We start from the raw sequence: 12,684 nt of genomic DNA, 5'->3' as shown, positions 1-12,684 counted from the left end.
GGGGTCAACGTGCGATTCCGCCTGACCGGGGTGGGCTGACGCGGCTGTGCCGCACCTGACGCCGAGTGCTAGCATCCTCATCACGGATCGTATACAAAGTCGTCCCCGGTCCAGAATGAGGTCGATCGTGCTCAGCGCGCTTCACCGGTCCATCGAGTCGGACCGCAGCAGAGGCGAGACCGCGCCCGCGCTCGACTTCAGCGCCTTCCGCACCGCCGTCTCCGAGTCGTTCGTGCCCCTGCAGGTGACCAGCGATCGGCCGGAGCCCTTCTTCGGGCGGATCCGCTCGGCGGAGGCCGACGAGATCCATGTGTCGGAGGTGAGCGCCTCGAAGCACGTCGTCGAGCGCACTCCCGAGCTGATCGCCCGCGCCGATCGCAACTACTTCAAGCTGAGCCTCCAGCTCTCGGGCACCGGCCTGCTCATCCAGGAGGGGCGGGAGGCCGTGCTGCGGCCCGGGGACCTCGCCGTCTACGACACGCACCGCCCCTACACCCTCGTGTTCGACGACGACTTCCGCACCATGGTGATCATGTTCCCGAAGCACCTCATCGGGCTGCCTCCCGAACTGGTCTCGCAGCTCACGGCCGTGCGGTTCGACGGCGCGACAGGTGTCGGCGGCATCGTCGTCCCGTTCCTCGGCCAGCTGGTGGCGAACCTCGAGCAGCTCTCGGGCGCGACGGGCGCCCGGCTCGCCCACAGCGCGCTCGACCTCACCACCACGCTCTTCGCCGACCAGCTCGGAACGGCCGCCGAACTGGCCGACCCGCACCACGCGCTGATGCAGCGCATCCGCGACTACATCGAGGCCAACCTCGCCTCGGCCGATCTCGGCCCGACCCGCATCGCCGCAGAGCACTACATCTCCACCCGCCACCTCCAGGGTCTCTTCCAGGAGCAGGGCACGACGGTGTCGGCCTGGATCCGGACGCGGCGGCTGGAACGCTGCCGCCGCGAGCTGATGGACCCGCTCTCGGCCACTCGCTCGGTCGCGTCGATCGCGACCCGGTGGGGCTTCGTCGACGCCGCCCACTTCAGCCGCGTGTTCAAGGCGACCTACGGCGAGTCGCCGTCGGAGGCGCGCGCGGCCGCGCTGGGTTGAGGTTCGGTGCCGGTTACGGAGGAGCTTCGCTCCGAATCGCGCCGCAACACCTCCACTGACGGCCTTTGCGGGGCGTGTCGACGCTGATCTCCTCCGTTAGCCGCAACGTCGGCAACGGAGGAGATCGGCATCCCGAGAAGGTCGAAAGGCAGGCAACGGAGGAGTTGCGGGCGGTAGGGCTGCGTGAGTCCTCCGTTGGCGACGCGAGCCCCCGCCGACGGCCGCGATTATGCCGCCCGCGCACGTCGTTTGACTGGATCGGAACGGTCGCGCCGGCACCGGCGACCCGGGGCGGCGCGCGGCGGATACTGGTCGGATCACCGACGTAAGGATCCCCATGGCCGCCCACGCACACACGTCGACGACGACCGGTCCGGTCGCCGTCACCCACCCGCTCGACGCCCTCACCGCCGGTGAGCTCGCCGCGGGGCGTGCCATTCTGGAGGCCGCCGGGCTCGTCGGCGAGACCACGCGCTTCCCCGACGTGCTGCCCGTCGAGCCGGAGCGGGATGCCGTCGCGAGCTTCCGGCCGGGCGACCCGATCGAGCGTCGCATCCTGTTCGTGCTGCTCGACACCGCGACCGGACGGTCGGCCGAGGCGATCGTCTCGGTGACCGCCGGGGAGGTCGTCGACCATCGGGAGCTGAACACCGCCGAGGCGCCGTTCGGGCAGCCGCAGTACCTGTTCGAGGAGTACGCCCGCGCCGAGGAGATCGCGAAGGCGTCGCCCGAGTGGCGGGCCGCGATGCGGCGCCGCGGTCTCGAAGACCGCATCGACCTCGCCTTCTGCGCGCCGCTGGCGCCCGGGCATTTCAACCGCGCCGACGAGGTCGGCCGGCGCGCGATCCGCAGCCTGACCTTCCTCCGAGCCCACGAGGACGACTCCCCGTGGTCGCACCCGGTCGAGGGTCTCATCGTCCACATCGACCTGACGCGTGGTGAGGTGATCCGCGTGGAGGACGAGGGCGACGTGCCCGTGCCCGACCTCGACGGCAACTACGGGGCCGCCACGATCGGCCCGGCCCGCACCTCCCTCAAGCCCATCGAGATCACGCAGCCCGAGGGGCCCAGCTTCCGGGTCGACGGGCAGGCGGTGGAGTGGGAGAACTGGACGTTCCGCGTGGGGTTCAACGCCAGGGAGGGCCTGGTGCTCAACCAGGTGACGTTCCGCGACGGCGACGAGGACCGCTCGGTGCTGTACCGGGCGTCGGTGCCCGAGATGGTGGTGCCGTACGGCGACACCACCCCGACCCGGTTCTGGATCAGCTACTTCGACGCCGGCGAGTACCTGCTCGGCAAGAACGCCAACACGCTCGCCCTCGGCTGCGACTGCCTCGGCGTCATCCACTACTTCGACGGCGTCGTCGCCGACGACCACGGCAACCCGGTCACCATCCCGCAGGCCGTGTGCATGCACGAGGAGGACTACGGCGTGCTCTGGAAGCACACCGACCTCGCCGGGAACGCGGAGGTGCGGCGTTCGCGGCGGCTCGTGGTGTCGTACTTCTCGACCATCGGCAACTACGACTACGGCTTCTTCTGGTACTTCTACCTCGACGGCACCATCCAGGTGGAGGCCAAGGCGACCGGCATCGTCTTCGCCGGCGCCGGCATCCCCGGCAGCAGCGACCCGCACGCCACCGAGATCGCTCCGGGCCTGTTCGCCCCCGTGCACCAGCACCTGTTCTGCGCCCGGCTCGACGTCGCGGTCGACGGCGACCGCAATTCAGTGGCCGAAGTGGACGTCGTCGGCATCCCGACCGGGCCGGACAACCCCTACGGCAACGCGTTCACCTGGACGACGACCCCGATCGAACGGGAGTCGGACGGCGGCCGGCTCGCGAACCCGGCGACCTCCCGGGTCTGGGAGATCACCAGCTCGACCCGCACGAACGCGGTCGGCAAGCCGACGGCCTTCCACCTCATCCCGCAGCCCGGCGCGACGCTGATGGCGCAGCCGGACTCCTCGGTGTTCGGGAGGGCGACCTTCGCGACCAAGCACCTGTGGGCGACGCGCTTCGATCCCGCCGAGCGCTTTCCGGCAGGCGACTACCCCAACGCGCACGCGGGCGGAGCCGGCCTGCCGGCGTGGACGGCGGCCGACCGCTCGCTGGTCGACGAGAACATCGTGCTCTGGCACGTCTTCGGCCCCACCCACATCCCGCGGCCGGAGGACTGGCCGGTGATGCCGGTCGACTACTCCGGCTTCGCGCTGAAACCGTACGGCTTCCTCGACCGCAATCCCGCCCTCGACCTGCCCGACGGGGCGGCGGGCGCGGCCGGCGCGGCGTGCTGCGGCGGCGCGGCCTGCACCTGCGAGCACTGACCCGCGAACCAGAACCACCGACCGACCCGACGAAGGAGCACCATGCCTGTCACACTCTCCGACACCTCCACCTGGCTGCCCTTGGACGGGCTGGCGCCGGGATTCGACGCCGGCAAGGCCCCCCTCACCTCGGAGCTCGCGGGGCGCACCGTCACGCTCGTCGACGATCGCGGAACGCGCATCGTCCACCGCTTCGGCGAGAGCCGGGTCGAGTGGGAGTACGTGCCGGGGGAGGGCGACCCCATCCCAGCCACCGAGGGCGCCGACGACTACGAGGCCTTCCGGGTCGACGACGGGCTGTACTTCGCGCAGTTCCACCACGAATACAACCCCGCCGAGGCGGTCTCCCTCGTCATCGACCTGACGAACGGCCGGGCGCTGTCGGTCATCCAGGCGATCGGGGGAGACCTCCCGGGCAACACCGCCGTCAAGCAGCTGTTCGTGCCCTCGCGTCTCGAGGGCGTGGAGGCCACCGGCCCGGCACCCGCTCCGACCACCTCGCTGATCGGCCGCCGCGTGCTGTGGGTCTACAGCTCCGAGCACGCCTACGAGCACGTCTACCTGAGCCCGGACTGGTACAGCTGGCAGTGCCTCGCCGGCCCGGAGAAGGGGCTGGCCGACACCGACGAGAACACGGTCTGGCAGCTGCGGCCGGGCATCTACGTGTTCGCCTGGCGCGAGAAGGTCATCCCGTGCGCCTCCGTCACGATCGCCGACCACCGCGATCAGCGCAACCTCCGCTCGCACGGCGTGCTCTTCGGACTCGACGAGTCGGGCACCGTTCCCACGCACTTCACCTTCGGGGCGCGCGGGCGGCTGCTGTCGAACACCGTGCACCCGGCGCCGTACGACCCCGCGGGGGAGTGACGGTGGGAGGAGTCGCCGGCCTGCCCGTCGCAGAGCTCATCGTCTCGGGGCGGCTCTACACGGCCGACCGCGAGCAGCCGACCGCCGAGGCGATGGCCGTGCGCGGCGGGCGGATCCTCGCCGTCGGGTCGGCCGAGGGGATCGCGGCCTTCCGCGGCCCCGGCACCCGGGCGCTCGACCTCGGGGACGCGTTCGCGATGCCGGGGCTGATCGACGTGCACAACCACCACGCGCTCGCCGGTCGTGCCGAGCTGTTCGAGCTGACCTTCGCGAACACGGCATCGCTCGACGAGATCCTGCGTGCGGTGCGTGCGTACGCCGCGACGCGCGGGCCTGAGGAGTGGATCGTCGGCGCCAGCTGGGGAACCGGCCTCCTCGACGAGCTGTCGCACAGCTCCGCGCGCCGGGCGCTCGACGACGCGGCGGGAGGCCGCCCCGTGCTGCTCACCGACGACAGCCACCACAACCGCTGGGCGTCGAGCCGCGCCCTGCAACTCGCCGGGATCGACGCCGCCACCCCGGATCCCGACCACGGCGTCATCGTGCGCGACCCGGCGACCGGCGAGCCCAGCGGCGTTCTGCTGGAGGCCGCCGGCCTCCTGGTCGAGAAGGCCGCGGCCCCCGCGGTCGCGCTGACCGCGGAGCAGCATCAGCGGTCGTCGGCGCGTGCGATCGAGATCCTGCACTCGTACGGGATCACCGCATTCCAGGACGCCGCGATCTCGCTCGACCAGATGCGCGCGCTGGCCGCGCTCGACGCGCGTGGCGAACTGCGCGCGTGGGTGGTGTCGTCGATGACCGTCAACGACCAGATCTTCGGCTACGCCGAGCTGGGCGACGCGCTCATCGCCCACCGGAAGGAGTTGACGAGCCGCCACCACCGGCCGGACTTCGTCAAGATCTTCCTCGACGGCACGCCTCCGGCGCACTCGGGCGCCTTTCTCACGCCGTACCTGCCGGCCGACGGGTTCGGCGACCACTTCCACGGTTCGACCACCATGCCGGCGGACGAGCTGCTCGGCTGGCTGCGCCGGACGGCGGCGCAGGGCATCTCGGCGAAGATCCACTGCACCGGTGACGCGTCGGTCCGCATGGTGCTGGACGCGGTGGAGGCGGTGCGCGCCGACGGCCACACGGCCCCGCGCTACCAGATCGCCCACGGCCAGTTCATCGCGCCGGAGGACCTCCCGCGCTTCGCGCAGCTCGACGTCGCGGCCGACATCTCGCCGTTCCTCTGGTTCCCCGGCGTGATCGCCGACGCCCTCGGCACCGTCCGCCCCGCGGAGGAGGTGGAGGCCATGCAGCCCAACCGTTCCCTGATCGACTCCGGCGCGCTGGTCGCGGGCGGATCCGACTGGCCGGTGAGTGAGACGCCGAACGCGTGGGAGGGCATCCAGGGTCTGGTCACGCGTGCCGACCCGTCCGGGAGGCGGCCGGGCGTGCTGGGCGCGGAGCAGGCGATCACGCTGCCGGAGGCCATCGAGGTGTTCACGGTCAACGCAGCGCGGGCGATGGGTCTCGGCGACGTGACCGGATCGCTCGAGCCGGGCAGGTCGGCCGACTTCGTGGTGCTCGACCGCGACCCGTTCTCCGTGCCGGTCACCGAGCTGGTCACGCTGCGGGCCGAGCGCACGTTCTTCGCCGGGCAGCAGGTGTACGCGGGCACGTGACGCCGCTGGGCCGCCGTGTTCCCGAGCGGTCCGATCTTTCCCCTACACTTGTGGAGATTCCCGGGACGGTCCGGGCGTCGGAGGGAGGATCATGCCCAAGGTGATCGACCACGACCAGCGGCGATCGGACATCATCGACGTCACCTGGGGGCTGATCGTCAAAGGCGGCCTGGAGGCGGCGACGATGCGCGAGATCGCCGCGGAGGCGGGGTTCGCGAACGGCGCCCTGAAGCACTACTTCCCCGGCAAGGACGAGATCATCCAGGGAACCTACGAGCGCGCGCTCGGGATGATGAGCTCGGGGGTCGACGCGGCGGTCGGCGACAAGACCGGGCTGGAGGCGCTGCGCGCGATCGTCTACGCCTCCGCCCCGACGACGGCCGAGTCGATCACGGCGGGCCGCGTGCTGCTGAGCTTCTGGGAGCGGGCCCTGTCGAACGAGGAGCTGCACCAGGCGTATCGCGACCACCTGGTCGCGTGGCGGGCGGGCCTCGCGTCGTATATCGCGCAGGGCCGCGCGGACGGCGACATCGTGACGGAGACGCCCGATGAGCAGCTGGTGGACGAGATCGTCCTCATCAACGCGGGGGCGAACATCATGAGCCTGATCGCCCCCGACCTGTCGACTCCTGCGCTGCTGACGGCTCAGCTGGACGCGTTCTTCGCGCGGATCACGACCGTGTGACACCGGAGGCCGGTTTTCCCGTGCCCGGCCTCCGGCGCCGTCTGAGGGCGCGCGAGCGTCAGACCGCCGTCGCGAGCAGGATGCGCGGGCTGCCCGGCAGCGCGACGGTGCGCTCAGCCTGCCAGCCGGCGTCGGCCAGCCAGTCGCGCACGACCGACTCCGGGTACACGACCGTTCCGTCGATGTTGTAGTACTCGCCCGCGTGCAGCGCGTCGATCTTGCGCTGCCGCGGGTCGTCGTCGAGGAAGAAGTCGAGCAGCACGAGGGTCGCACCCGGCGCCGCCGCAGCGCGCGCGTTGCGGAGGATGGTGCGGTTCTGCTGGTCGTCGAAGCGGTGGATGACGTGGTTGAGCAGCACGAGATCGTGGGCGCCGCCGGGCTGCGCGTCCGCGGTGTCCGCCCCTTCGACGCTGGTGCGGTCGGCGAATCCCGCGGCCGCCACCGCCTCCCGCACCGGCTCGACGGACTGCGGATCGAACACGAACCGCACCCGCAGGTCGGGGTTGGCTTTCAGCCCCTCGACCGCGAAGGCCGGGCTCAGGCCGCCGAAGTCGAGGGCGTCGCGGTAGGGGGCGAAGTCGAAGTGGCGGGCGAGCATCGACGCGTGCAACTCGTTGTACCGCATCACCCCGGCGAGGAAGCCGCCCCAGCCCGCTTCGTCGAGCTCCAGGACGCCCGGTGCATCGGTGTCGACCGTCGCGTCGTAGCCGAGCCACTGCGGGTAGCTCGTGGCGCCGAGGAAGGCGAGGAACGGGGCGAGGTCGAGCTCGGCGCGGTCGCCTGTCAGGTAGGCGGCGGCGTCGGGCGTGAGCGCGTATCGTCCCTCCTCTCGCGTGAGCAGCCCCTGGGCGGTCATGCTGTCGGCGAGGATGCGCACCTGGCGCTCCGGAGCGCCGGTCGCGGCGGCGAGCCCGGCCGCGTCGAGCGGCGCGTCGGCGAGGGCGGAGAAGAGGCCGATGCGGCTGGCGGCGAACAGCTGCTTCGCCCCCATGAAGCCGATGGCGATGTCGACGATAGCCTCGGGCGTCGTCGTGGCGGTGGCGGTGGATGTGGTCACTTCGCAGCTCTTTCTGTCGGGTGTCCGGTGAAATCGGGATGACTCTACCGATTTCGGAGTTTATTTTCTACTATCATAGAAAAACCGGCGCGAACCCGTCGCGCCGACACTCTTCTCAGCCGACGAAACGGACGACGATGCCCACCACGCCGCTCAACCGCCGCAGCTTCCCCGCGCCCGCGTCTGCGCCGGCAGGTGCCACGGCCCTCCCGCCGGTGCTGCTGCTGCACGGCTTCGCCGCCAGCGGCGACGAGGACTTCATCGCGACGGGCTGGCCCGAGGCGCTCGCCGCAGCGGGGCGCCGCGTCGAGGTGCCCGACCTGCCCGGCCACGGGAGCTCGGCCGCCGTCTCCGGTGACGCCGCCACGACCTCCGCTCTGGTGCGCGCCCTCGCGGACGTGCTCGCGGAGCTCGACGGAGGCGACGGCGTCGACGTGGTCGGCTACTCCCTCGGAGCACGGTTGGCATGGGAGCTGCCCGCCGCCACCGGCCGGGTGCGCCGGCTGGTGCTGGGAGGGCTGAGCCCCTTCGAGCCCTTCGCGGCGGTGGACGTGGATGCGGTGGCCGCCGCGGCCTCCGGGGGTGGGGCGGTCTCCGGCGGCGAAACGGCCTCCGGCGCCGGGGCGGCAAGGGACCCGCTCGCCGGCATGATGGCCGCGATGGTGAGCGCGCCCGGACGCGACACGGCCTCCCTGCTCGCCCTGATGGCCGGCCTCGCTTCGCAGCCGTTCGACCCCGCGGGGGGAGGGCCGACGGTGCCGACGCTCGTCGCCGCGGGTGCGGACGACCTGATGACGACCGGCCTCGGGGCGGTGGCGGGCGCCCTGCCGGAGGCGACCTTCGTGCGCGTTCCGGGCGATCATCGCGGTGCCCTCGACTCGGCCGAATTCCGGGCCGCGGTCATCCGCTTCCTCGGCTGACCCCTCGACCGCGCGGCCGGCCGAAAGGGGTTCCGGTCCGGCCGCGCGCCCTTCGTCCGGGGCGGCTCCTCGGGGGCGGCGGTCTCGCGTCCGCTTACGGCGTCCAGGTGCCGTCGGCGGCGACGTCGCGGTCGAGCCAGAGCCCGGCCGTCGCGGCGCGGATCGCTTCGGCGCCGACCCGGTCGAGGAGGGCGAGGGCGCCGAGGTCGTCCTCCAGCTGCGACAGCCGGCTGACGCCGAAGAGCACGTTCGCCGTGGCCGGATGGCTGAGGGCGAACGCGAGGCCCAGTTGCGTCGGCGTCGCGTCGAAGCCGGCGGCGATCCGCTCGACCTGCGGGTACGCGGCCACGATGCGGTCGCGGATTCCGCCGACATCCGCCCCGATCTTGCGCCCCGGCGCGAGCTTGCCGGCCAGGATGCCGCCCTCGAAGACGTCCGAGGCCTGCAGCGCCAGGGCGCCCGAGCGGAACAGCTCCCCGTAGGCCGAGCCCTCCGCCATCGCGCGGCGCACCAGCCCGTACTTGAGCTGGGCGAACGTGGGCGGAGTGAGCCCCTCCGCCGCGGCCACGGCGAGGGCGGTGCGCACCGCGTCGATGGTCCAGTTGTTGACGCCCCAGGCGCTGAAACGGCCCGCGTCGATCTGGGCCTGCACCTCGCGCACGATGCGGGGGACATCCACCTCGCCGAAGAAGTCGCCGACCACGACCAGGTCGGCGTGCTCGACGCCGATGCGGCCGAGGGAGGTCGTGAGCTGGTCGGCGAACGTCGCGCGCGGGTACTCCCACAGCCAGAGCTTGCCGCAGAGCAGGTAGTCCTGCCGCCGCAGCCCGGCCGCGCGCACCGCCTCGCCGAACAGGATGTCGGTGCGGGAACCCTCCGCGTGGGGGCCCATGTCGTAGTGGGCGACATCGAAGAAGGCCGCGCCGACCTCGTGCGCCCGGTGGATGAGGGCGACGGCCTCGTCCGCCGTCATGCGGTCCCAGGTGTTCCAGGAGCCGAGGGCGAAGACCGGCACCGTGGGACCTCCCGGGCCGAGGGTGCGGGTGGGGACGGCGGGGACGGTTCCAGCGGTCACAGAGGCCTCCTTGCGTGCGGTGTGCTGTTTTTCTACGTTCGTATAATATAACGACATGACCCGGAACGCCGGGTGCCTGCCGAGCAGAGAGGCTCCACCGTGACCGACACCCGAACCATCCTGATCACCGGCGGTGCCGGCGGCATCGGCCGCGGCATCGCGGAGGCGTTCCTGGCGGTGGGCGACCGAGTCGTCCTCGCCGACCGCGACGCCGACGCGGTGGCAGCGGCAGCCGCCGCCCTCGGGACGGGGGCCTCCGCCGTCGCGCTCGACATCACCGACGAGGCCGCTGTCACCGCGGCCGTCGAGGAGGTCGCCGCCGACCACGGCCGCATCGACGTGCTGGTCAACAACGCCGGCATCCTGTCGCTGCACGGCAGCCTGACCGAGCTCTCCACCGCCGACTACGAGACCATCGTGCGGGTCAACATCCTCGGCACCTTCACCGTGACCCAGGCGGTGGCGCGGCACATGACCGCGCACGGCACGGGCGGCGCGATCGTCAACATCTCCTCCATCGGCGGCCGGCAGCCGACCCCAGGGATGGGCGCGTACGAGTCGAGCAAGGCCGCGGTCGACTCCCTCACCCGCTGGGCCGCGATCGAGCTCGCGGGCGCGGGCATCCGCGTCAACGCGGTCGCGCCCGGTCCGGTGCTGACGCCGATGCTGCGCGCCGGGATGCCCGAGGGCTCGCCCGAGCGCGCGGCCTGGTCGTCGCGCATCCCGCTCGGACGGCTGGCCGAGGTGGAGGACGTGGCGCCCGCCGTCGTGTTCCTCGCCGGCGCACAGCACATCACCGGCGTGAGCCTCCCCGTCGACGGCGGCCAACTGCTCGCTTGACGCCTCCCGTCTCCGGGGTCGCGGCACGCCGCCTCACCGGCGCGACGGCGCCGCGCCGCGACCCCGGTCTCGCGCGCGGCCCGCTGTCTCCGGGGCGCTCGCGCTTGCGCTTGCGCGCCCCGCGGCGGGCGCGCCCGCCCCGAAGGGCGCGCGAGGGGCGGGTTGTTGCCCCTAATCCGCGGTTTTGGGGGCGCTTACGCGCCCTTCGGCGGGCGCGCTGCTCCGAGGGGCGCGCGAGGGGCGAGTTGGTGCCCCTGTTCCGCAGTTTTGGGGGCGTTTACGCGCCCTTCGGTGGGGTCGTGCGCCGTGCCGGCCGTGCGGAGCCGTGCTCCGCGAGGGGCGGGCGAGGGGCGAGTTGATGCCCCTATTCCGTGGGTTTAGGGGCGTTAACGCGCCCTTCGAGGGGCGCGCTGCTCCGAGGGGCGAGCGAGGGGCGAGTTGATGCCCCTGTCCCGCGGGTTTAGGGGCGTCTACGCGCCCTTCAGTGGGGTCGTGTGCCGTGCCGGCCGTGCGAAGCCGTGCTCCGCGAGGGGCGAGCGAGGGGTGAGGGAGGGGCGAGCTGACGCCCCTATTCCGTGGGTTTAGGGGCGTTTACGCGCCCTTCGGCGGGCGCGCTGCTCCGAGGGGCGGGCGAGGGGCGAGTTGATGCCCCTGTCCCGCGGGTTTAGGGGCGTTTACGCGCCCTTCGGCGGGCGCCGAGCCGCGCGCCCCTCGCGCGGAGCCCGCGCTCCGCGAGGGGCGCGCGAGGGGCGAGTTGATGCCGTTATTTCACGGGTTTGGGGGCGCTTACGCGCCCTTCGGCGGGCGCGCTGCTCCGAGGGGCGGGCGAGGGGCGAGTTGGTGCCGTTATTTCGCGGGTTTAGGGGCGCTTACGCGCCCCTCGGCGCGCGTGTCAGAGGCGGGAGGGGCCCGGCGCGGTCGTAGACGATCTCGCCGTCGACGACGGTGAAGTCGACGGCGACCGACGGCAGCTCGGCGGGGGAGAGCTGCAGCGGGTCGGCGGCGAGGACGACGAGGTCGGCGGCCTTTCCAGGCTCGAGCGAGCCCTTCCACGATTCGGCGCCGTCCTGGTAGGCCGGGACCGTCGTGTAGGCGTGCAGGAGCCCGCGCATGCGCGCCCGCTCATCGCCGGGGGCCGGGGCTCCCATCCATGCGTCGGCGTCGGCGATGCCCTGCCGCCAGTCGGGTGCGAGGATCGGCGCGTCCGAGCTCAGCGACACCGCGACGCCGGCGGCGCGGGCGGCACCGAGCGGCCAGGCGGCGGCGGCCACGTCGTCGCCGAGGACGCCCGCCAGCCAGGGAGACGTGCGCACCGCGATGCCGGGCTGGACGTTCAGCCCCATCCCGAGGTTGCGCATCCGGGCCAGGGCGGCCGCCGTGATGAGGTCGCCGTGGATGATGTAGTGGCGCAGGTCGGCCGGGAACTCCGCGCGGGCGGCGGCCACGGCCTCCACGACCGTGTCGATTGTGCGGTCGCCGGTCGCGTGCACGCCCACCTGGAGGCCGAGCCGGGCGGCCTCCCGGATCATGGCGGTCAGGCGTTCGGCGCGCTCGGCGGCATCGAGGCCGTCTACGAGCAGGCCGCCGTGCGTGCCGTCCGGGTAGGTGTGCCGGGTCCAGGCCTGGTGCATCGGCGGGATGCCGTCGGCGAAGATCTTGACGCCGGCGATCCGCAGCCGGTCGGGGCGCTCGGTCCCGCGGCGCAGGGCGCGCATGCCGGCCAGCACGGGGCCGAGCGAGCTCGGGCCGTCGAGCACGCCGTACAGCGCCAGGACGTTCACGCGCGCAGTCAGAGCCCGCTCGGCGTCGAGATCGAGGTAGGCGTCCAGCACATCCTGGCCGAAGCAGCCGGTGGCGCCGGCGTCTTCGCCCGGGCCGAGCCCGGGCTCGGTGTAGCTGGTGATGCCGAGGGAGGCGATCAGGCGACCGGCGCGCAGGATGGCCGCGCGGCGTTCCGGGCGGGTGCGCAGCAGCGGAGCCGCGTGGGAGGTGTCGTGCGGGTCGCCGGCGGCGCCCGTCGGCGTCGGGTCGCCCGCGTAGCCGGCGGCCTGCCCGTCCAGCCCGCGGTGTCCGTCGGCCGCGCCGTGCCTGTCCAGCCCGCGGTGTCCGTCGGCCGCGCCGTGCCTGTCCCTGTCTCTTATA

General features: G+C 72.6%; 10 protein-coding genes. 7 read left to right on the top strand and 3 right to left on the bottom strand.

Annotated features, from left to right (window positions below; all coding sequences use genetic code 11):
• Window positions 1-127 precede the first annotated feature (127 nt).
• The 5 genes from Q0Q23_RS13415 to Q0Q23_RS13395 all read left to right on the top strand — a co-directional run bounded on the left by Q0Q23_RS13415 (window position 128) and on the right by Q0Q23_RS13395 (window position 6,650).
• Window positions 128-1,102 carry a helix-turn-helix domain-containing protein gene (locus tag Q0Q23_RS13415; protein ID WP_295124683.1) on the top strand — a complete coding sequence of 325 codons (975 nt, stop codon included), beginning with the start codon at window positions 128-130 and terminating at the stop codon, window positions 1,100-1,102.
• Between the two features lie 337 nt (window positions 1,103-1,439).
• Window positions 1,440-3,428, top strand: a complete 1,989-nt coding sequence (locus Q0Q23_RS13410) for a primary-amine oxidase (RefSeq protein WP_295124681.1) — start codon at window positions 1,440-1,442, stop codon at window positions 3,426-3,428.
• 42 nt (window positions 3,429-3,470) lie between these two features.
• Entirely contained in the window at window positions 3,471-4,295 is an 825-nt protein-coding gene (locus Q0Q23_RS13405; RefSeq protein WP_295124678.1) for a molybdenum cofactor biosynthesis F family protein, read from the top strand.
• Window positions 4,296-4,297: 2 nt separating this feature from the next.
• The gene (locus Q0Q23_RS13400; RefSeq protein ID WP_295124675.1) at window positions 4,298-5,965 is read left to right on the top strand and encodes an amidohydrolase; all 1,668 of its coding nucleotides are present in this window, start codon (window positions 4,298-4,300) and stop codon (window positions 5,963-5,965) included.
• Between the two features lie 91 nt (window positions 5,966-6,056).
• A complete protein-coding gene (locus Q0Q23_RS13395; RefSeq protein ID WP_295124672.1) occupies window positions 6,057-6,650 on the top strand; it encodes a TetR/AcrR family transcriptional regulator in 594 nt (197 codons plus the stop codon).
• 58 nt (window positions 6,651-6,708) lie between these two features.
• Here the strand turns inward: Q0Q23_RS13395 and Q0Q23_RS13390 are convergent, their stop codons facing one another.
• Window positions 6,709-7,707: a methyltransferase dimerization domain-containing protein gene (locus Q0Q23_RS13390; protein ID WP_295124669.1), complete on the bottom strand. Its 999-nt coding sequence runs from the start codon at window positions 7,705-7,707 to the stop codon at window positions 6,709-6,711.
• 137 nt (window positions 7,708-7,844) lie between these two features.
• Between Q0Q23_RS13390 and Q0Q23_RS13385 the strand changes: the two genes are divergently transcribed.
• Window positions 7,845-8,627: an alpha/beta fold hydrolase gene (locus tag Q0Q23_RS13385; protein ID WP_295124666.1), complete on the top strand. Its 783-nt coding sequence runs from the start codon at window positions 7,845-7,847 to the stop codon at window positions 8,625-8,627.
• Between the two features lie 94 nt (window positions 8,628-8,721).
• Here Q0Q23_RS13385 and Q0Q23_RS13380 read toward each other — a convergent pair whose 3' ends face one another.
• Window positions 8,722-9,702: an aldo/keto reductase gene (locus tag Q0Q23_RS13380; RefSeq protein WP_295124663.1), complete on the bottom strand. Its 981-nt coding sequence runs from the start codon at window positions 9,700-9,702 to the stop codon at window positions 8,722-8,724.
• 99 nt (window positions 9,703-9,801) lie between these two features.
• Between Q0Q23_RS13380 and Q0Q23_RS13375 the strand changes: the two genes are divergently transcribed.
• Entirely contained in the window at window positions 9,802-10,542 is a 741-nt protein-coding gene (locus tag Q0Q23_RS13375; protein ID WP_295124660.1) for an SDR family NAD(P)-dependent oxidoreductase, read from the top strand.
• An 869-nt stretch (window positions 10,543-11,411) separates the two neighbouring features.
• Here Q0Q23_RS13375 and Q0Q23_RS13370 read toward each other — a convergent pair.
• Window positions 11,412-12,684, bottom strand: a 1,273-nt coding sequence (locus Q0Q23_RS13370) for an amidohydrolase family protein (RefSeq protein WP_295124657.1), incomplete at its 5' end; no start/stop codon positions are given.

It is taken from the genome of uncultured Leifsonia sp. (assembly GCF_945957465.1).
Lineage (GTDB): Bacteria > Actinomycetota > Actinomycetes > Actinomycetales > Microbacteriaceae > Leifsonia.
Note: the sequence above shows the minus strand (reverse complement) of the source record. Positions and strands in the feature narration are given on the sequence as shown.